Origin of the sequence: Nocardia sp. NPDC056000 (genome assembly GCF_042269265.1) — a bacterium.
GTDB lineage: Bacteria > Actinomycetota > Actinomycetes > Mycobacteriales > Mycobacteriaceae > Nocardia.
This window is the reverse complement of sequence record NZ_JBHJXS010000016.1, coordinates 189,877-209,317: the sequence shown is the minus strand read 5'-3', so window position 1 is coordinate 209,317 and position 19,441 is coordinate 189,877. Positions and strand designations below refer to the sequence as shown.

Genomic DNA, 19,441 nt, shown 5'->3' with positions numbered 1-19,441 from the left:
CATGCCCCCGACACCCGGCGTACACCGGGGTCGATGAGGCTGCGGTGTCCCACTTTCCAGTTGATGAGGTACCCGATGGAACTGCTCGAAGTCATCGCCAACATTTTCACCACGATCATGTCGCAGGCGAGCGGTAGCGCGGCCTAGTTCGCGAGACCGGTGGTCAGGCCGAGGTGGGCGGTCGCATCCAGGTCCGCGGCGACAGCCGCGAGTTTGCCACGAATCGCGCCCACCGCGTCCGGCCCCAGTGCCAGGCGCAGCGGCGGATTCGGCTGACCGACAACGGCTATCACCGCGGCCGCCGCCTTGGCCGGATCACCCTCCTGCTGCTGATCCGAGGACGGCAGTCCATCCCGGGCCACCCCGGCCGTTCCCGCGTAGTCCGCGATCGCACCGGTGACGCGCAGGGCGTCCGGCTTGGCGAAACCGGTCCGGAACGCACCGGGCTCCACGATCAGCACCTGGATGCCGAGCGGCGCCACCTCTGCCGCCAGCGCCTCGCTGGCCAATTCCAGCGCACCCTTGGCCGCGCTGTAGCCGCCGACACCGGCGAATGACATGAAACCGCCCATGCTGCTGACCTGCACGATCGCGCCGCCGCGCCGTTCGCGCAGCTGCGGAAGCACCAACCGGGTCAGGCGCAGCGGCCCGTGGAACATCACCTCCATGGCATCGCGCAATTCGTCCTCGGTGGTCTCTTCGATGGCCCCGACAATCCCGTAACCGGCATTGTTCACCAGCACATCGATACGCCCGGCTTCCTCGACCGCTCGTTCGGCGGCGGCCGGGTCGCGCACGTCCAGCGCCACCACCTGCACCCGATCCGGGTGCGCGGCAACGACTTCCGCCATCGATTCGGGCCGCCGCACGGCGGCGATCACCTCATCGCCCGCGGCCAGCACGGCCGCGGTGAACGCCGCGCCGAAACCGCTGTTGGCTCCGGTGATCAGCCAGCGGCGGGTGTTGTTCTCTGTACTCATGGCGATAACAATGCCGGGCTCTCGCATGGCCCGGTATGGCCCGAAGGTGGAATATGGATGCGTGACAGGCGCACTCCGTAATTCCAGCCGCACGCCCCGGCCGCTACCGCAGGGCGAATCCCTCTCGGCGGAGGATCACCGGCGGCTCATCGGCGTGCTGGAATCCGTCGATCGTGCCGTCGACCTGCCCGAATTCCGGGAACGACTGGTGCTCGCGCTACAGAGCTGGTTCGGTTTCACCGGAGTGGCCGTGCTGCACGGGGATACCCTCGCGGACGCCGTCGAGGAGGGCTGCGGGGTGCAGGGCGGATACACCCCGGAATTCCTGGCCGAATACGCCGAGCGCTGGTCCGGCAGGGATCCGCTGCGCGATGCGCGGGTGGCCGAGGCGATCGGTGCGCGCGGGGTGTCCGGGCTGGCCGAGATCGTGCCGGACGCGCCGTTCCTGCTCGAGTTCCTGCGGCCCAACGGCATCAATGACAAGGCAGCCATGGTGGTCGACGGCGGTCCGGCCGGGGTGCTGTACATCGGCATGGCCGTGGTGGACGCGCCCCGGGTGCCCGACCGCGATCTGGCGGTGCTGCACGCGCTGCGCAGACATCTCGCGCCGCTGGTGGTGGAACAGTTGAACCGGGACCGGGATCGCCGTGCCGCCCTGTCGAATTGGCAGCTGACGCCGCGCGAATGGGAGGTCGCGGACCTCGCCGCGCACGGGCTGACCAATCGGCAGATCGCCGAACGGCTCTTCATCGGCGTCGACACCGTGAAGAAACATCTCACCCGGGTGCTGGCCGCCACCTCCTGCGCCTCGCGCACACAGCTCGCCGTCCGCTTCGCCGCCGCCTGAGATGTAGTGTGCCGGTGTGGAACTGATCAAATGGTTCACGCCCGAACAATTCGGCGATGCGCTGAGCTCATGGGCGTGGATCGGCCTCGACGGCAAGACGCCCCTGTTCACCTCGATCTTCGGTGACGTGTTCTTCGGCGCGGACGACGGCGTGTGGTGGCTGGACACCGTCGAGGGTGAGCTCACCCGCGAATGGGACAGCCTGGACGAACTCGAGGCGGAGCTGAATACCGGTGCGGGACAGGAGAAATACCTGATCGCCGAGTTGGCACTGGAACTCGAGGGCCGCGGGCTGGTGCCGGGGGAGCACGAGGTCTACGACTTCTCGCACCCGCTGGTGCTGGGCGGTGAGCTGGAGGCCGAGAACGTCGATGTCACCGATATGGTGGTGAGCCTGCACATCCTCGGGCAGATCCACGATCAGGTGCGCAGGATTCCGCCCGGGGCCTCGGTCAATATCCAGTTCTCCTAGGCGATTCCGGCCGCGACCGTGATCCGCACCCGGTTGTCGTGGAAGACCGCGCCGCCACCGAAATCCGAATCACGTTCGGCGACGGTGGCATTCACGGTCGAACCGCCGGAATGCTTGGCCCAGCGGCCCTTCGGGGTGGCGGCCACGCCAGGGCGCACCCGATCGGAGACCTCGGCGATCGCCTCGAACGAACCGCGATCATTGGCCACGGTGATGCGATCGCCGTCCGCGATACCGCGGGCGGCGGCATCGTCCGGATGCAGGGTCACCGTCGGATCGCCAGCGCGGCGGCGTAATTCGGGATTGTTCCCGAAGGTGGTGTTCAGGAAGTAGTGCGAGGCCGCCGAGATCAGCACCAGCCCGTCACCGGGATCGGCGGGCGGGATGTACGCCGGGAGCGGGTCGTGGCCCGCCATCGCGGCGCGGTCCGAGACGAATCGCACCTTGTCGACGGGGACGGGGCGCGGCGATACCTTCAGGAAGCCCTCCCTGCGCAAACGGTCCAGGTCGTGGCCCTTCAGCAGTTGCGCGGCCAACTCCTCGTCCGAGTCGTACAGCGCGGGCTCGGTGAGACCCATGCGCTGCGCCAACTGCCGGAAAGTCTCGGTGGTGGAGCGGCATTCACCGGGCGGCGGCACCGCCGGTTCATTCCACACCAGATACAGATTGCCGTACGCGGCCAGCACATCGAGATGTTCGGGCTGCATGGTCGCGGGCAGCACGATATCGGCGTAGTCCACGGTATCGGTCGGAAAGTGTTCCAGCACAACGGTGAACAGATCCTCGCGGGCCAGTCCCCGTCGCACGCCCCGCTGATCGGGATTGGACCCGACCGGATTCGCGGCGATCACGAAGAGTGCCTTGACCGGCGGCCCCTCGGTTTCCAGCAGTCCTTCGCCGAGCCGGGTCATGGACAGCGTGCGCACCGGATGCGGCAGCAGATCGAAGCGCACCAGACCGGCGGTGTTCAGATCGAAGTGCCCGCTCGTCGAATAGTGCAGTCCGCCACCGGGAATCGCCCAGTCGCCGGTGATGCCAGGCAGGCAGGCCAGCGCCCGCAGCGCCATACCGCCGCCCGCGTGCCGCTGCATGCCCTGTGAGGCGCGAATGGCGGTGGGGCGGGTGCGGGCGATGCGCTCACCCAGCGCCACGATCCGCTCGACCGGCAGGCCGGTGATCTCCGCAACCCGCTCCGGCGTGAATTCGGCTATGCGCGTGCGGAATTCATCCCAGCCCACGGTGTGCTCGGCGATGAACGCGTCATCCTGCGCGCCCATCGACACGATCACGTGCATGAGCCCCAGCGCCAGCGCCGCATCGGTGCCGGGCAGCGGTGCGAGATGCTCATCGCAGCGTTCGGCCGTGCGCGAGCGCACCGGATCGATGGCGACCGTGTACGCCCCGCTGTCCTGGATGAACTTCCACCCGTGATGTCCCGAACTCAGCGGATTGGTGCCCCACAGCAGAATCAACTTCGAATGGACGAAATCCTCCGGATCCATTCCGCCCGAAGTCCCCAGCGTGTACTTCACCCCCAGCGTCCCCGCCACCGAGCAGATCGTCGGATCATGCAGCGAAGCGCCCAGCACATTGAAGAACCGCCGCCCCGAAAACCCTTCCAGCCCTTGGATGTACCCGAGGCTCCCGGTCCCGTGGAACGGCCAGATCGCCTCCCCGCCGTGCTCGGCGACAACGCCCTGCAGCCGCGTGGCGATCTCATCGAGCGCCTCGTCCCAGGTGATCCGCTCGAACCGCCCCTCACCCTTGCGCCCGACCCGCCGCATCGGAAAGGTGATCCGCTCATCGGACTTCAACTGCTCCAGATACCGGTTCACCTTCACACACAGCGCACCCCTGGTAACCGGATGCGCCTTGTTCCCGCGCAATCCGACCGCGACGCCATCCTCGACATCCACCACCCAGGAGCAGCCGTCCGGGCAATCCAGCGGGCAAGCACCGAGCACCTTCATCCCATGATTCTAGGCGGGATGCTCCCGGGTGATCAGCCGAGGATGCCGCCCAGCAGGCCGCCGCTCTGCCCGGCCTCCTGGCCGCCGCCGGTGCCGCCGATGAGGCCGCCCGGGGGGAGTTCGGAGGGTTGCACGATGACGAAGCCGCGGCCGGAGAAGGACAGGGTCATGCCCTCGCCGGTGCTGCGGCCGATGAGGCGGCTGAAGCCCATGGAGTCATTGCGCTTGATGCCGGTTTGCAGGCTGGAGGACCAGGCTACGGCGGCTTGCGGGTCGGCGTAGGTGGGCTGGTCGACATTGAGGACGACGGGGGAGCCGTGCGTGGTGATGGCGATGCGGCCGCGGCCGGTGAAGACGCAGTTGAACAGACCCGCGTTGCTGGCGAAACCCGCTGCGCCCTGGACCATTTTGATGTTGTAGGTCAGCGTCGGATCGAAGGCGAGCACATTCGCGCCATTGATGGTGAGGCCGTCGGTGCCGTCCAGATCGACGGTGTGCACATCGGCCGCGCCATTGGCCAGGAACAGGTCCCCGCGACCGGTGACCTTCATGAGCGGTACGCCCTCACCGGTCAACCGCTGCTGGATCGCGCGGCCGATACCGCCGGAGCCGAGCGCCTTGAACTGCAGATCGCCCTGGTAGGCCACCATCGAACCGGCCCGCGCCATCACCTCCCCATTGACGGCGACCTTGATCATCTTCCCGCCCTGCTTCTGAATGCCGATGCCATTGACCTCGGCATGACGGGGATCGAACAGTTCGCTCTGCATGGGCTGGGCTCCTTGCGAAAAGGCGGGTGCGGCCGGCGCGGAGTAAGCCGGCGACGGTGAATGAGGTTGCGGGGCAGCGGGTACGGGCGGCGGATACGAGCCCGGCGCGGGAGGGGGCGCGCTCGGGGCAGGCGCGCTGGGGTATTGGCCGGGCGGGGTGGCGACAGCCTGTGTGCTCGGTGCCGCGGGCGCGGGCTCATCGTCGATATTCACGCCGAACGCTTCGGCGATACCGGCCAACCCGTTGTCGTAGCCCTGTCCGACCGCTCGCACCTTCCATGCCCCGCCGCGCCGGTAGATCTCCACGCACACGACGGCGGTCTCGGTGCTGAGTCCGGACATGGGGAAGGTCAAGGACCCTGAATCGGAGCCGATGGTCGCGGTGAGGGTGCCCACCCCGGCGAAGGTGGCGGGCCCGCTGCCGTCCAGGCTGGCGGTGACCACCACCTTGTCCACATTCGCGGGCACCGCGCCGGTCTGCACATCGACCATGTCACCGCGCCCGGCCCCGTGCCGATAGGTGACCCCGGGGCCCGCGGGCTGGTTGAAGAAGACGAAATCGGCGTCGGACCGCACTTTTCCGTCCGTGCCCAGCAGCAGCGCCGAGACATCGAGTGCGGCCGAACCGGCGACGGTGACCGTCAATCGTTCTCCGGGTGCGGGGCGGTTCTCTCCTCGAGCAAGCGTGCTCACGACAGCCCACCCCCAACTGGCATCAGCTTCACAGCACCGAGTGTGCCCCGCACCCGCCCCTTCGCGCTACGTGGATTCCGCCTCGGCCGTGTCGAGCGTGTCGGGTGCGGGCTCCGGAGCGGGCTTGGGCAGGAACGCGCAGGCCAGGCAGACCACCCCGAAGAACAGGTAGCCCAGTGCCACCTTCGGCGCGGCCGCCCAGCCGACCTCACTGGCGTGGATGAGCCCGATGAAGGCCAGCCCCGCGCCCACCACCGACGCGACAGCCGCTGCGCGGAAACGCTTTTCGAGGATGAACGTCACCATGGTGCCGAGCACCAGACCGGCGAGCACCGCACCGGAGCCGAGCGTCTTCAATCCGTCGTAGACCACGCCCGCCTGCCCCAGCGCGGACGCGCCGACCTTGTCCGCGGTGGTTCCGGCGGCGCTGAGCGCATTGTCGATCTGCCCCACTCCCCATTCCGCGAGATTGGGCAGCAGCGCCGCGACCACGGCCACCGCGTGCAGGCGCGGCACCGCCTGGAAGGCCTGCGCACCGATCAGCAGGCCGATGTACAGCAGGATCGGCACGATCGCGGGAATCGGCAGAATCGTGGCGAGCACCCCGAAAAGGCCGAGGAAGCACATCAATCCGATGATCGCACCGCTGGCGAGCGAGTATCCGGTGCGCCCGCCCGCGTCCTTCCAGCCGGGATGCCCGATGTACACGGCGGGCGGGAACGGCGATCCGAACCCGGAGCCGATGATCGCGCCGAAACCGTCGGCGAGCAGCACACTGCGCAGGTTGTAGTTGTCGCCCGCCGCCGCCGCGCTCTCCACATTGCTCATGGCTTCGGTGAAGTTGTAGACGCCCAAGGGAATTGCCGTCGCGAGCAGCGGTGCGAGATTGCCCAGTCCGTCGAAGAGCAGATGCAATCGCAGATCCGGCAGTCCCAGCGCGATATCGTGCGCGGCGGCCGACACATCGGGCACCGACATATAGCCGCCGATCCAGCCGATGGCCGTGCCGACGAGCAGCGCCACCAGGCCGATCGGCACATTGCCCGGCAGCTTCACATCGGTGAAGAAGCCGATCAGGATGATCGCCAGCACCGGCAGTCCGATCCAGGCCGCCTCCCACATCTGCGCGGCGGGCCGCATGGCGATGAAGGTGATCGAGATGCCCGCGAGGGTGCCCAGCATGGCCGCGCGCGGGGTGATCTTGCGAATGAACGGTCCGACGAACGCCCCGATCATGACGATGACGCCGATCATGAACGCCCAGGCCAGACCGGCCGACCAGGCTTTCATCGGGTCATTGGTCTTCAGATAGATGGGCAGCATGACCACGAAGACCACGATGAACATATGCGGCACGCTCGGCCCGTACGGCAGCGCCGTCACGGTATCGCGGTCCTCGCGGCGGGCGAGTCTTCGCGCCAGCAGCATGTAGTAGAGATTGCCCAGCACCAGCGCCACACCCAGCGCGGGCAGCACCGTGCCGAGCACATCGCCGCTCGGAATCTTCACCACCGCAATGGAAAGCGTGGTCAGGGTCAGGACGTTGACGAGAATATTGAAGGACAACCCGAAGAAGGCATTGGTATCGCCTCGCGTCCACCAGGGCAGTGAAAGTGGTGCGGCGGAACCGGTTTCGTCAGGAAGCTTGGTATCGACGGACATGGTGGTTCCTGTTCACTGAGCTGTGGCGTGCGATGCAGCGGTGGCGTGCGATGAAGCGGTGGCGGCGTCGAGAGCGCCGATGACGGCGGCCGAATCGGCCACCCAGCCGAAGATGCCGCCCTGCGCGGCGATCATCTCCAGCCCGACTCGCTGGAATTCCGGGAAATACGAACCGACGCAATCGGATACGACGAGGCATTCGAAACCGCGATCATTGGCCTCGCGCACGGTGGTGTGCACGCACACCTCGGTGGTGACGCCGGTGACCAGCAGCGAGCTGATGCCCTTGGCCGCCAACACATCCGAGAGCTCGGTGGCGTAGAACGCGCCCTTACCGGGCTTGTCGATCACCACCTCGCCCGCGAGCGGTGCGAGTTCGTCGACGATGTCGTGGCCGTATTCGCCGCGCACCAGAATGCGGCCGAACGCACCCGGATCACCGATGCGCTGAGAAGGGTTGCCCCGCGACAACTTCGCGGGCGGACAGTCGGACAGGTCGGGAAGATGTCCCTCCCGGGTGTGGATAACGGGGATTCCGGCCGCACGCGCGGCGGCGATCAAGGCGGCGAGCGGTTCGATGACGGTGCGCAGCAGGGCCACGTCATTGCCCAGACTCTCGCCGAACCCGCCGGGTAGCAGGAAGTCACGCTGCATATCGATGACGAGCAGCGCCACCGCGCTCGGCTCGAAGGAGTATTCGGTCGGCTGCGCCGAAATATGTTGAACTGCCGTCATCTTCGTTCTCTCTCTGCGAGCCGGACTTCCGAATGCGCCACCAGCGGGCGCGGCTCGTCGAGGATGCGGGCGGCCGCCGCGAGCACCGTGTCATCGGCCAGCGCGGGTCCGAAGACCATGGCCGAGAGCGGGCGGCCGTCCGCGGTCATGCCCACGGGCACGGCGATCGCGGTGAGGTCCAGCAGGTTTCCGAAATGGGTGTAGTGACCCAGGACGGTATTGGCGGCGATCGGATCGGCCAGTACCTGCGGCACCGTGAAGGTGGTGCCGATGGTGGGCACCACCATGACATCGAAATCGGCCCACATACGGGATACCGCGGCTTTGAGTTCCTGGAGGCGCTGCTGGGCGCGGAAGACGTCCACGGCGTTGAATCGGAAACCGCCGGTGAGGATTTCGCGGATCACCGGCAGGATGGAATCGGGGTGTTCGGCGAGGAAGGTCTCGAATTCCACCAGCCGTTCGGCCACCCACGGTCCCTGGTACAGCAGTTCGCCCGCGTCCAGGAACGGACGCAGTGTGGTTGCCGTGCAATCGAATCCGAGTCGGGCGAGGCGATCACGCATCCCCAGGTGCGCGTGCCGGAACACCTCGTCGCCGAAGAATTCGAGTTCGTCCTCGGCGGGCAGTCCCACCCGAATTCGCCTGCCGTCGAAGCGTTCCCCGCGCTCGCGGCTCCACGGATCGGCCGGATCGACATCCGCGATCACCTCGAAGACGCGGTCCAGATCCTCGATCTGGGTGGCCATGAGCGTGAGGCAGTCCAGCGATTTGCAGGCCGGAACCAGGCCGACCGTGCTGATCAGCCCGCGTGAGGGCTTCCAACCCACAATGCCGTTGAGCGCGGCCGGAACTCGGCCCGATCCGGCGGTATCGGTGGCGACACAGAACGGCACCTCGCCCAGCGCCACCGCCCGCGCCGAACCCGAGCTGGAGCCGCCCGAGATGAGATCCCCGCCGAAGACGCTGCGGGGAATCGGATAGGGAGTCCGGGTGCCGTTCAGGCCGGTCGCGAACTGATCCAGATTCGTCTTGCCGACGAAGAGGGCCCCGGCGTCCAGTAGCCGTTGCACGGCGGGCGCGGTTTCCGTTGCGGTGTAGGCGAAATCGGGGCAGGCGAGTGTGGTGGGCCAGCCCGCCACATCGATACTGTCCTTGACCCCGAACGGCACCCCGTACAGCGGCAGCGTCCGCGCGCCCGGCCGCTGTTCGATCTCCGCGGCGGCGGCGAGCAGCTGTTCCCGCGGTACCGGGGTGATCCAGGTGCCATCATCCCCGCGCGCTGCGATGGCGTCGGCCACCCGCGCGGCCGTGTGTATCGGTGACCCGCTACCACTTTCGTGCGATGCCAGAATCTCCGCGACGGTGGGTCCAGGGTGCGACATGCGTCGATTGTCGGCACCGTGTGTGAAGCGGAGGGCCTCGCAATGTATCGGCTGTGTTAGCGCCGTCAGCGAATGGTTCTGGGCAGCTCCGCGATTCGGGTGCGATGGCGAATTTGCAGGTCCCGGCTGCGCCGCAGGAATTCCAGCACGGTGGTGAGCTGTTCGGCCGAGTACTCGGACAGCTCGGCCGCGCCCTCGGTGGCGATGGGGCCGTAGATCTCCCACGCCTTCGCCTGTGCCGCCGGGGTGCTGCGAATGAGTACCTTGCGGCGGTCGCCGTCCTCGCGGTGGCGCTCCACGTATCCGGCCTTGGTGAGCCGGTCGACGACCGTGGTGACGCTGCCGCTGGTGAGCCCGAGTTCGGTGGCGAGCTGTCCGGGCGTGGCCTCGCCGCGCATGAGAACTTCGAGGCAGCGCAGATCGGTTCGATTGACGCCGAGGACGGCCGCGGCGGCCTCATCGACGCCGTCGACCGCGGCCTGTAGCGCCTGAGACTCCTGTCCGACCTGCTCACGCAGGGTTTCCATATTTTCTCTTGACATTCAAGAACCTCGATCGTCAAACTAATGATGTCTTGATTATCAAGATACAGCACAGTCAAGAAAGCTTATGAGGAGACATACCGTGAAGAAAGCACTGATCATCGGCGGCGGTATCGCGGGACCGGTCACGGCCATGGCATTGCAGCGGGTCGGAATCGAAGCGGTCGTCTGCGAGGCTTACGAGGACGCGGCGGCCGAACAGCTGGGGGCGTACCTGACGGTCGCGGTGAACGGGCTGGCGGCGCTGTCCCTGATCGACGCGCACGAGGTGGTGAAGGCGACCGGACATCCCACCGGGACGCTGTCGTTCTCCACCGCGCGCGGTAAGCACATCGCCGATATGCCGATCGGGGGGACGCTGCCCGACGGCACCGTCACGCACAGCGTGAAGCGGCGTGATCTGTACCGGGCGCTCAATGCCGAGGCCGAGCGGCGGGGGATTCGCTACGAGTTCGGCAGGCGCCTGGTAGATGCCGTCGAAATCCCCGGGGGCGGTGTCCGCGCGACCTTCGCCGACGGCAGCACACTGGAAGCCGATCTGCTCATCGGGGCGGACGGAATCCGTTCCCGCACTCGGGAAATCATCGATTCGACCGCGCCGCAGGCCAACTATCTCGGCATCTACGGACTCGGTGGCTTCGTGAACGATCCGGCGTTGCACGCCGAACTGGCGCTGGAGCCGGGCATCTACAACATGATCTTCGGTAAAGAGGTCTTCTTCGGCTACCTGGTCGCGCCGACCGGGGAGATCTGGTGGTTCGCCAATGTGCCGCGCACACGGGAGCTTTCGAAATCCGAGCTGTCCGGAGCCGATATCGCGCACTGGCGTGCTGAGCTGACGCGGCTGCTCGTCGCGGACCGCACCCCCGCCGCCCGCATCGTCGCCGCCACCCCGGACGAGACCTTCGTCCCCGCCTTCAATCAGTACGACATGCCCTCGGTAGCCAAGTGGCACAACGATTCCATGGTCATCATCGGCGACGCCGCGCACGCCGTCGCCTCCTCCTCCGGCCAGGGCGTCTCCATGGCCGTCGAAGACGCCATCGTCCTGGCCACCTGCCTGCGCGATATCCCCGAAACCGCCGCCGCCCTCACCGAATTCGAACACCGCCGCCGCGAACGCGTCGAACGCGTCGTCGCCCACGGCGCGGAAACCAGCGGCGACAAGGCCACCAACGGCATCTCCCGCCTGCTCGTCCGCATGCTCACCCCGTTCTTCCTGCGCCGCGCCGCCACGGGCGGAATCGGCCACCTGAATTGGATGTTCGACTACCGCGTCGATTGGGCTGCTCCGGCCCACTCGAAGTAGGGGCTACGCGAACGTGTGGGAGGTTCGTATGGTGAAGCGATCGCGCACGAACGCGACGCCTCCACCACACGGAGAGTCGATCGATCATGTCTCTCGAATCCTCTTCGGCCGCAGCCCGATACCGGTTTCACGGCCGCACCGCAATCGGAGTCCGGTTGCTGCCGATCATCCGACTGCTCATCACCGCGCCCTGGGCGGTGGCGACCGTGGCGATGCTCTGGGGTCTGGCGGAATGGGCCGGACTCTGGGTCGTGATCGCCGTCGTGGTGATCCGATTCCTCGCATGGTTCTATGTGCTGCTCAATATCTGGGCCGTGCCGGATGAACTGACACAGCGCCGGCGCGCCTATGAATTTCCCACCATCAGCTCGTATGACGAGGCGCGCCTCATGCCCTTGGCGATGCTGGGCGTAGCCGCCGAAGATGTGATGCGGGCCGCCGGGTACCCCAAATCCTGGCTGCGTCTCGCGTTGCGCACGCGCAGCGGCGATCCGGCGGGACGGGCGTATCCTCGTCGACTTGTCTCGGTGACGATTTCAGCTGTCAACGAGTTGCCGCCACAGGGACTGCGGGCGGTGGTCGCCCACGAATTCGGTCATCAACTGATCGGCGGCTGGGTCACGAGGTGTCTCGAAAACCTCTGTGCCACACCGTTGTCCACGGTATTCGGTTCCCCGACCAGGCTGTTCATCGACGTACTGCCGGACCGGAGAGAGCGGATCAGTCGCTGGGAGCTCTGCGCTGTGAGTCTGGCCGCGATGTCGTTCGTAGTCGTCACCGCCGCGCTGTACCCGGTTCTCGGTCCGCATTTCGCTCCGGTGCTGGCCGCGATCTGCCTACTCCAGCCCTTCGCGAAAACATGGCTCGGTTGGCGCGAGGAATACCTGGCTGACCGGGTGTGCACCGATCTCGGATTCGGTGCGGGTTTCTGCGATCATCTGGAATCCCTCGAACGCGCGGCGCGCGGCGCATTCAGCACCACCCACCCCGCCTCCTTCAACCGCCGACTGCGGATCTGCATCCGCATGAACGAGTTACAGCCAGCCAGACGCGGTGGCGATGCGGACGGCGTCGACTTTGTTGCGGGCCTGTAGTTTCGTGACCGCGGAGGCCAGGTAGTTGCGGACGGTGCCGTAGGTGAGGTTGAGGTGGGCGGCTATTTCGCGGGGGTCCGCGCCCGCGGAAAAGGTGCGCAGGACATCGGTTTCGCGGTCGGTGAGGGGGGAGTCGGGGGTGCGCAGTGCGGTGAAGGCGAGGTCGGGATCGAGGGTGTGGCCGCCCGCCGCTACCGTGCGGACCGCCGCGAGCAGTTCTCGCCGGGGAGTGTCCTTGAGGACGAAGCCGCGTACGCCGATCTCCATGGCGCGCTTGAGGTGTCGCGGGTTGGACAGGGCGGTGAGGATCAGGACCGGGCAGGCGGGGTAACGGGTGGCGAGATCGGCGGCGGCGGTGAGGCCGTCGACGCCGGGGAGGTCGATATCGACGATGCAGAGGTCGGCCTGTTCGGCTATCGCGGTGTCCACGATCGCCTCACCGCGATCGAGGGCGGCGACGACGCGGATATCGTCTTCCAATTCCAGTGCGGCGACCAGGGTGTCGCGCAATAGCCGCATATCCTCGGCAACCAGCACTCTCAGCACGAAAACCCGCTCCTAACCGCAGGTTCGGGGCGGTATCGCGGTTGCCCGAACGGCTGCTCTGATATGCAATCATCGGCGTGGCGCTACTACCGCGATCGACCGGGTACCTGTTTCTGGCCGTCTTCACCCTGTCCGTGCTCGTCGGTGGCGCGGACGCCGCGATGGTGCTCTGCTGCGCGGTGCAGGCCGGACTGCTGGTGCTCGCGCAGCGCCGCCCGGGCAGTCGCGCGTGGGTGCTGCCGATTCAATTCGCGCTGACCTGCCTGCCGCTGTTCGTGACCGGAAGCATCGGGGTGAACCAGGGGTTCCTGCTCACCGCCACGGTGCTGTGGTGCCTGCCGAAGCGGTTGCGCTGGCGGGCGTTCGGGCTGGTCGCGGTGAGTGCCGGTATCGCGCACCAGGATTGGCGGGAAAGCTGGACCACATACCTGTACGGCGTGCTCACCACCGCCGCCGTCGGCATCGTCCTGTACAGCCTGCTGCGGCTGCCGGAACTGGTCGATCGGCTCGCCACCACGCGCGGTGAACTGGAGCGAATCACGCTCGCGCGCGAGCGATTACAGGTCGCTCGCCGATTGCGGGCCGCGCTCGGCGATCAACTCGATATCGTCATCGACTGGCTGGGCGAGGCGCGGCGCGATCTGGAAGCCGATCCGGCGGCGGCGCGGCAGGCCGCCACCCGGGTCGCCCGGGTGACCCGCGGTATGACCCAGACCGTGCGGGACACCGCCGAGGAGCACCATCGCTTCTACACCCCGCCCCTCGATATCGATCCGGCCGCCGGGTTCGTGCCCCGGCTGACCCTGGCCGCGCTGGTGCTGAGTCTGACCGCCTGGACCGTCGATCAGACCCTGGAGGCCACGCACTACCGCCTCGCCATCGCGGTGGGCGGTGCGGCCATGTCGAGTCTGCTACTGGCGCAACTGCGCTGGCCCCGGCACGCCATCGCGCTGCTGTGCCTGCACGCCGCCATCACCTTGCTGCCGCTGCCCTGGCTGGGCGCGTCCTGGTGCGTATGGCTGATTCTGCTCGCGACCGCGGTGCTGCTCAGCGTGCCCGGGATACGGGCGCTGGTCATCGCTGCCGGGCTCATCGCATTGCGGGCCGCCTACACCGAACCGGCCGCCGAGTTCACCAGCCGGGTGGGCTGGGTGTTCCTCGCCATGGAGGCGACGCTGGTGCTGTTCGGGCTGTCCCGATTCCTGCAACTGTCCGATCAGTTGAACCGGTCGCGGGCCGAGCTCATGCGAATCACAGTGCACGTGGAGCGATTACGGGTCGCGCGCGATATGCACGATCTGCTCGCGCTCACCCTGTCGGTGCTCGCGCTCAAGAGCGATCTCATCACCGAACTCGTCACCCGGAACCCCGCGCGCGCCGCGATCGAGATCGAGGAGTCGCTGCGCATCGCGGCCGATGCGCGCACCGAGGCGCGGGCCATGGTGGAGGATCTGCCCGAGATGTCACTGGCTCGTGAACTGCGTTCCGCCAGACGGGCACTCGCCGACAATGACGTGACGGTGCATATCGACTCCGATGCCGGGCTCCCGGAGCGGACGGGTGCGCTGCTGGTGCCGGTGGTGCGCGAGGCCGTCACCAATATTCTCCGGCACAGTGCGGCGACGCGCGCCGAGATCGCCTGCCATCGGCGAGATGAGCGGCTGCACTTGAGCATTCGCAATGACGGTGTCGCCGCCGAGGTATCCGCCGATGGACAGGGTCTGCGGAATATGCGCGCTCGCGTCGTCGATGCGGGCGGTTGTTTCACCAGTTGGGTGCGGGACGGAGAATTCGTGCTCACCGCCGAGGTCCCCATCAGCGAATATGCAGATTGCACAGCCGAGAAGCCCGCGGTTGCACCCGCAACCGGTGCGGCGCCGCACTACTCGCCGGACCCGGCCGATGTGACGCTTTCGGTGTCGGAAAGACCACCCGAATAGAGCAAGGAGCGACATCATGCCGGTCGTCAGGATTCACCACTACCGCGTCGAGGCCGCCGACTTCGACGCCATGCTGGCCCAGCGCAGCATCCTCATCGACGGTATTCGCCGGAATAACCCGGGGCTCACCGAAACCCGCCTCACCCGCCTCGAGGACGGCAGTTACGCCGACACCTGGCGCTGGGACTCCGCCGAGCAGATGCTCACGGCGATCGGTGCGTCCCAAGGGTTCCCGCTGGTCGGGGCGACCATGGCGCTGACCGTCGATGCCACCGTCGAGACCGGCGAAATCGTGGACGAGCGATGAGCACGCACACGCATTCGAGCGCACCGGCCGAGAATGCCGTACCGCCGGTCTACGGCACTCCCGCGAGTCGCGTTGGCGCGCTGATCAATACGTATGCGGGGACGACTCCGGTCGAACGTGCCAAGTTCGCCGCGTTCGTCGTCACCAGCGGCATCGTTCTCACTGAATCGGTCGTCGGCTCCTACTGGGATCTGGCCCGAATCCCGTATGTGCGGGACACTTTCGACGATCTGCACTATCCGATGTACTTCGCGACGATCCTGGGCACCGCCAAACTGCTCGCGGTGGGTGCGGTGGTGGCTCCCGGTCTCCCGCGCCTGAAGGAATGGGCTTACGCCGGACTGGTTTTCGTGTACTCCGGTGCGGCCGCCTCCCATCTGGCCGTCGGTGATCCGGCTCCGCGCTGGATCAGCCCGCTGGTTTTCACCGCCTTCACGCTGACCTCGTGGGCGCTGCGCGCTCCCGCCCAGCGCGACCCCAAGCCGCTGCCGGGTGCCCTGCGCACCCTGCTTCGGCGACCCGTATCCGCCACCTAAGGTGAACTCCGACGGGTCCGCCCGTCGGAAGGAGCATCGATGGAGGCCGAACATTTCCTGCCGTTCCGCAAGAGCGCGGTGATCGCGCTCTGTGCGGAGGAGGTACCCGCGAAGGAACGGGAATCCTTCCTGGAGTTCGCCCGCCTACTCGCCGCGCTGGTGCACCACCGCTATCACCTGCGCGGCGATGCGCTCCTTGATGCGTACCAGGTGCTGGATCCGGCGGCGGACGAGCGCGCGGTGCATCCCGCGACCACCGCGGATTACATTGTGGCCCAGCAGATCCTGGAGCGTGAACTGGTCGAACTCGCCGAGGCGGCCGACTTCACCCGTATCGACACCGCGGAGATCCGCCGGGCCTTCGCCGAGCATTCCCTGGTCAAGGTGCGGCTGGCGGTCGACGATCAGGATCTCGACGCCGCGCTGTTCTTCCGTCGCGGTGTCGCCGAGCGCACCGAACAGGTGAAGTGGCTGTTCGGATTACGCCGTCGCGCCATCGAATTCACCTGCTATTCCAAGGTTCTCGTCTACATACCGCGCCTGGGTGGCGAGGTGGTGTTGAAGCTGTTCCGCGATGTTCCGCGCAACGATCTCGAAATGCTCTACCCGAACGTCCGGGTCGGCATGCGCCCTCTGGACAAACTCCTGATCGGCGTCCCCGCGATGATCTCCGGAATCATCGTCATAGCAACCAAACTGATCGCCGCCCTCGCCCCCGTCCTACTGTTGCTTGCCTTTTGGGCCGGTCTGCGCCAGGAGTCCGTGCGCCTCGACCAAACCGCCCTCATCAGCCTGGCCGCCGGTACGGGCGCCTTCGGCGGCTACCTCTTCCGCCAATTCTCCAAGTTCAAGAACCGCAAGATCAAACTCCTCAAAACCCTCTCCGAACACCTCTACTTCCGCAATCTCGACAACGGCGCGGGCGTCTTCCACCACCTCCTGGACGCCGCCGAAGACGCCGACCTCAAACAAATCCTCCTCACCTACCACTTCCTCAACACCACCCCCCACCCCCTGACCCCCGCCGACCTCGACACCCAAATCGAATCCTGGTTCCACTCCCGCTGGAACACCACCTTCGACTTCGAAGCCCAATCAGGCATCCAAGCCCTCAAATCCCTGAACCTCCTCACCGAACCCCACCCCGGCACCTACACCGCCCTCCCCCTCCCCACAGCCATCACCCACCTGGACACCCACTGGGACAACATCTTCCGCCCACCCCCCACTGGAAAACGAAAAACCGGTGCGGCCCCAAACCAGGACCACACCGGCTAACGCAGCGCCAGAACCTACTTCAACTTGTCGCTACCCACGTTCAAGATGCGGCGAGCCAGTATCAAATACTGGATCTGCCGGATCTGCTGGGTGCCTGCCGTGGGCCTGGTGCGCCACCGGTCCTGAAGGATTGGATTCGACTGGACGTCGCGCAGAAGGCGTTGAGGTCCTATGGAATCGAGGGAGTGAAGGTCATGGCCGAGTTCATGCGTGCCCTTCGCTGATTGTCCAGCGCCCGCCGGTTCCTCTTCTCCCGCTTCCGCATACATGCGATCCTGTGTGGAGTTGACAAGGTTGGCCGCACAGCCAATTCCCTTCTGCGCGTTGGTCACCCTGACACATCCCCGCGAGCAGATCGGCCGGGGCCGGTAGAGTCCAGCCAGGGGGCGTCCATGCTTCCCCGTATAGCTCGTGAGACTCGGCATCGCCCTTAGCTGCCAACCAGGAGGATGGGTGCACACCCTAACCAGCAAGCGCGTCACAAAGTTTGCTCGCGATTTCGGTTTCGAGGGCACCGAAGCGGATTTGTTCGAGCGCTATGCCGCTGCGAGCTATCTCTTCCAGTACCTCCGCGACGACGTGGATGCGATCGAGCGGTCCATCATCGGCGGCGGCAGCGATGAGGGCATCGACGTCGGTGCGGTGATCGTGAACGGACGGGTCGTATTCGAACCTGCGGAAATCGATGAAGCGATATCCGAGCAAACCACGAACTCCGCCAAAGTTATTTTTATTCAGACCAAGACGAGCGAATCGTACGACTCTAAGCTGATCGCGAAATTTCTCCACGGAGTCGAGTCCGTCACCAAGTATGCTATGAAGCCGGGAAGTATTTCGTTGCCTCCGCGGCTGGTCGATCTGGCCAGCCTGATCGACAGGATCGCGGAGAGCGGAGATAAGTTCCAAGACAGCCGGATTCCCTGCGAAATTTACTACGTCACTACCAGCTCCCATCCGGGAACGAGTGCGCAATCAGAGCTGCAGATAACCGAAGCTCTCGACCGGATTCGCAATATCGGCGCCTACTCGGAAGGTCTGAAGCTTCGAACGCACGGGCACGAGGAACTGGCCACCAAGCAGAAGGAACGATTCGGGCCTCAAAACATTCAGTTCAATTTCGAGAAGCGCCAGACAATCCCTGCCACCGAGAGGGTGAGCGAGGCTTACATTGGGCTGATCTCGGCAAACGAATTGATGAAACTTCTCAAAGATGAGTCAGGCGAAATCCGGCCCGGAATTTTCGACGACAATGTGCGACTGGATCTCGGCGCGCATAACCCAGTCAATAGCAGGATAATGGGCACGCTTCAATCTGCGGACCGTGAGCACTTCCCATTCTTGAACAACGGGCTGACACTTATTGCAACTGAGTTGCGCGGCCTCGGAGATCGTTTCTTCATCTCCGGTTACCAGATCGTCAACGGCGGTCAGACAAGCCATCAGTTGATCCGATGGTCTGAGTCTGATCGTGTCAAGAATGAGCCCTCGCTACTGGCCGAGCTTTGGGTTCCGGTAAAGATCGTCAGCTCCAATGACTCCGGAGTTCGAACCAGCGTCGCTATCGCAACAAACCTTCAAACAGCAATTGGGCTGACGGACATCCAGGCGAGCTCGCAAATCGCGAAAGATGTCGAGGAGTACTTCACGCAATCGGGTTTGGATGGACTCCGGTATGAAAGGCAGAACCGTGGCACGGCACTTGAATTCCCTCGCACGCGTGTCGTCACAACCCCCGAGCTAAACCGGGCTGTTGCTGCGACACTATTCGGCGAATCGTCCCGCGCGATCGGGTCCCCGAAGGATCTTGAAGCCGAAGATTCACTTGTGTGGGGAGCGTACCCGGTCGAGATGTATTATTACGCGGCGTGGATTATCTATCGAATCGACAGATACTTCGCGCGGACACCCGAATCCGCCACTTTGAAGGCTGCGAAATATCACATCTCCATGGCGGTCTCAGCCCTGGTGAACCCCGGCTTTGTCAAGATTTTCGAGAATGGCGGCGCCGAGGGGACAGGCAAATTGCTCCAGAAAACCAAGAATCTCAAACTTCGCGTTTCGGACAAGGCGATGTCTGAGCAAATCGAAGAGGCGATCGTCACTGCTGTGGAACTGGCCTGCCGTGCGTTCGCGACTCCCTTGTCCGAGGGGCGAAGTCTACGTAAGGACGATGTACGCAGCAGGCGCAGCCAGGAGGCGATGCTGGACATGGCCAAGAACTGCACCACGAAGATCTAGAAGCGACTGTTGAAGCTCCCGATTTCGGGGCGCGTCTGACGGTCGTCCCTGAGGACGCGCATCCATCTGCTCGGCGACGGTCGGGAAACGATCAGATGCGGGACATGGAGACGAAAAACCGGCGGGGTCCGATGAGC

The 19,441-nt window shown here is 65.6% G+C and carries 18 protein-coding genes; 9 read left to right on the top strand and 9 right to left on the bottom strand.

All coding sequences use genetic code 11. The features are described from left to right. Window positions 1–143 precede the first annotated feature (143 nt). Complete coding sequence (locus tag ACFC4D_RS39215) at window positions 144–980, bottom strand: SDR family NAD(P)-dependent oxidoreductase (RefSeq protein ID WP_376071123.1); 837 nt, start codon at window positions 978–980, stop codon at window positions 144–146. 61 nt (window positions 981–1,041) lie between these two features. On the opposite strand from ACFC4D_RS39215, the gene ACFC4D_RS39210 reads away from it, so the two are divergent. Both ACFC4D_RS39210 and ACFC4D_RS39205 read left to right on the top strand, forming a co-directional pair. Then, a complete protein-coding gene (locus ACFC4D_RS39210; protein ID WP_375966151.1) occupies window positions 1,042–1,827 on the top strand; it encodes a LuxR C-terminal-related transcriptional regulator in 786 nt (261 codons plus the stop codon). Window positions 1,828–1,843: 16 nt separating this feature from the next. After that, on the top strand, window positions 1,844–2,299 hold the full coding sequence (locus tag ACFC4D_RS39205) for a T6SS immunity protein Tdi1 domain-containing protein (protein WP_375966153.1): 456 nt from the start codon (window positions 1,844–1,846) through the stop codon (window positions 2,297–2,299). Here ACFC4D_RS39205 and ACFC4D_RS39200 read toward each other — a convergent pair. The 6 genes from ACFC4D_RS39200 to ACFC4D_RS39175 form a co-directional block, all read right to left on the bottom strand. Continuing rightward, window positions 2,296–4,269 carry a molybdopterin-dependent oxidoreductase gene (locus ACFC4D_RS39200; protein WP_376071121.1) on the bottom strand — a complete coding sequence of 658 codons (1,974 nt, stop codon included), beginning with the start codon at window positions 4,267–4,269 and terminating at the stop codon, window positions 2,296–2,298. The genes ACFC4D_RS39205 and ACFC4D_RS39200 overlap by 4 nt on opposite strands. A 32-nt stretch (window positions 4,270–4,301) precedes the next feature. Next, window positions 4,302–5,732 carry an AIM24 family protein gene (locus tag ACFC4D_RS39195; RefSeq protein WP_376071118.1) on the bottom strand — a complete coding sequence of 477 codons (1,431 nt, stop codon included), beginning with the start codon at window positions 5,730–5,732 and terminating at the stop codon, window positions 4,302–4,304. A 66-nt stretch (window positions 5,733–5,798) separates the two neighbouring features. Further along, window positions 5,799–7,394 (bottom strand): regulator, encoded by a 1,596-nt coding sequence (locus ACFC4D_RS39190; RefSeq protein ID WP_376071115.1) that lies wholly within the window; start codon window positions 7,392–7,394, stop codon window positions 5,799–5,801. Window positions 7,395–7,406: 12 nt separating this feature from the next. Continuing rightward, a complete protein-coding gene (locus ACFC4D_RS39185) occupies window positions 7,407–8,129 on the bottom strand; it encodes a cysteine hydrolase family protein (RefSeq protein ID WP_376071112.1) in 723 nt (240 codons plus the stop codon). Further along, window positions 8,126–9,514, bottom strand: a complete 1,389-nt coding sequence (locus ACFC4D_RS39180) for an allophanate hydrolase (protein WP_376071109.1) — start codon at window positions 9,512–9,514, stop codon at window positions 8,126–8,128. Before ACFC4D_RS39180 ends, ACFC4D_RS39185 begins: the two co-directional genes overlap by 4 nt. A 65-nt stretch (window positions 9,515–9,579) precedes the next feature. Continuing rightward, on the bottom strand, window positions 9,580–10,056 hold the full coding sequence (locus ACFC4D_RS39175; protein WP_375966166.1) for a MarR family winged helix-turn-helix transcriptional regulator: 477 nt from the start codon (window positions 10,054–10,056) through the stop codon (window positions 9,580–9,582). A gap of 82 nt (window positions 10,057–10,138) precedes the next feature. Between ACFC4D_RS39175 and ACFC4D_RS39170 the strand changes: the two genes are divergently transcribed. Together ACFC4D_RS39170 and ACFC4D_RS39165 are read left to right on the top strand one after the other, a co-directional pair. Then, window positions 10,139–11,365, top strand: coding sequence for an FAD-dependent oxidoreductase (locus ACFC4D_RS39170; protein WP_376071107.1), 1,227 nt, complete (start codon window positions 10,139–10,141; stop codon window positions 11,363–11,365). An 86-nt stretch (window positions 11,366–11,451) separates the two neighbouring features. Next, window positions 11,452–12,459, top strand: a complete 1,008-nt coding sequence (locus ACFC4D_RS39165) for a hypothetical protein (RefSeq protein ID WP_376071104.1) — start codon at window positions 11,452–11,454, stop codon at window positions 12,457–12,459. On the opposite strand, the gene ACFC4D_RS39160 is transcribed toward ACFC4D_RS39165, so the two are convergent. Beyond that, on the bottom strand, window positions 12,400–13,005 hold the full coding sequence (locus ACFC4D_RS39160; RefSeq protein WP_376071101.1) for a DNA-binding response regulator: 606 nt from the start codon (window positions 13,003–13,005) through the stop codon (window positions 12,400–12,402). The two genes, ACFC4D_RS39165 and ACFC4D_RS39160, sit on opposite strands and share 60 nt — an antisense overlap. A gap of 77 nt (window positions 13,006–13,082) precedes the next feature. On the opposite strand from ACFC4D_RS39160, the gene ACFC4D_RS39155 reads away from it, so the two are divergent. From ACFC4D_RS39155 to ACFC4D_RS39140, 4 genes are read left to right on the top strand one after another with little or no spacing between them, the layout of a single operon-like run. After that, complete coding sequence (locus ACFC4D_RS39155; protein WP_376071098.1) at window positions 13,083–14,945, top strand: sensor histidine kinase; 1,863 nt, start codon at window positions 13,083–13,085, stop codon at window positions 14,943–14,945. A 16-nt stretch (window positions 14,946–14,961) separates the two neighbouring features. Continuing rightward, window positions 14,962–15,252 (top strand): hypothetical protein, encoded by a 291-nt coding sequence (locus ACFC4D_RS39150; RefSeq protein ID WP_375966179.1) that lies wholly within the window; start codon window positions 14,962–14,964, stop codon window positions 15,250–15,252. Further along, a complete protein-coding gene (locus tag ACFC4D_RS39145; RefSeq protein ID WP_376071095.1) occupies window positions 15,249–15,788 on the top strand; it encodes a DoxX family protein in 540 nt (179 codons plus the stop codon). Before ACFC4D_RS39150 ends, ACFC4D_RS39145 begins: the two co-directional genes overlap by 4 nt. 39 nt (window positions 15,789–15,827) lie before the next feature. Continuing rightward, on the top strand, window positions 15,828–17,066 hold the full coding sequence (locus tag ACFC4D_RS39140; protein ID WP_376071092.1) for a TMEM143 family protein: 1,239 nt from the start codon (window positions 15,828–15,830) through the stop codon (window positions 17,064–17,066). 14 nt (window positions 17,067–17,080) lie between these two features. Here the strand turns inward: ACFC4D_RS39140 and ACFC4D_RS39135 are convergent, their stop codons facing one another. Further along, window positions 17,081–17,398, bottom strand: coding sequence for a hypothetical protein (locus tag ACFC4D_RS39135; RefSeq protein ID WP_376071089.1), 318 nt, complete (start codon window positions 17,396–17,398; stop codon window positions 17,081–17,083). Between the two features lie 121 nt (window positions 17,399–17,519). Between ACFC4D_RS39135 and ACFC4D_RS39130 the strand changes: the two genes are divergently transcribed. Continuing rightward, complete coding sequence (locus ACFC4D_RS39130) at window positions 17,520–19,304, top strand: AIPR family protein (protein WP_375966188.1); 1,785 nt, start codon at window positions 17,520–17,522, stop codon at window positions 19,302–19,304. The last annotated feature ends 137 nt before the right edge of the window (window positions 19,305–19,441 follow it).

Bases quoted from the DNA above. Each gene is read 5' to 3' on its own strand.
- ACFC4D_RS39215 (WP_376071123.1), bottom strand. From the start codon at position 980: ATGAGTACAGAGAACAACACCCGCCGCTGGCTGATCACCGGAGCCAAC.
- ACFC4D_RS39200 (WP_376071121.1), bottom strand. From the start codon at position 4,269: ATGAAGGTGCTCGGTGCTTGCCCGCTGGATTGCCCGGACGGCTGCTCC.
- ACFC4D_RS39190 (WP_376071115.1), bottom strand. From the start codon at position 7,394: ATGTCCGTCGATACCAAGCTTCCTGACGAAACCGGTTCCGCCGCACCA.
- ACFC4D_RS39185 (WP_376071112.1), bottom strand. From the start codon at position 8,129: ATGACGGCAGTTCAACATATTTCGGCGCAGCCGACCGAATACTCCTTC.
- ACFC4D_RS39180 (WP_376071109.1), bottom strand. From the start codon at position 9,514: ATGTCGCACCCTGGACCCACCGTCGCGGAGATTCTGGCATCGCACGAA.
- ACFC4D_RS39175 (WP_375966166.1), bottom strand. From the start codon at position 10,056: ATGTCAAGAGAAAATATGGAAACCCTGCGTGAGCAGGTCGGACAGGAG.
- ACFC4D_RS39165 (WP_376071104.1), top strand. From the start codon at position 11,452: ATGTCTCTCGAATCCTCTTCGGCCGCAGCCCGATACCGGTTTCACGGC.
- ACFC4D_RS39150 (WP_375966179.1), top strand. From the start codon at position 14,962: ATGCCGGTCGTCAGGATTCACCACTACCGCGTCGAGGCCGCCGACTTC.
- ACFC4D_RS39145 (WP_376071095.1), top strand. From the start codon at position 15,249: ATGAGCACGCACACGCATTCGAGCGCACCGGCCGAGAATGCCGTACCG.
- ACFC4D_RS39140 (WP_376071092.1), top strand. From the start codon at position 15,828: ATGGAGGCCGAACATTTCCTGCCGTTCCGCAAGAGCGCGGTGATCGCG.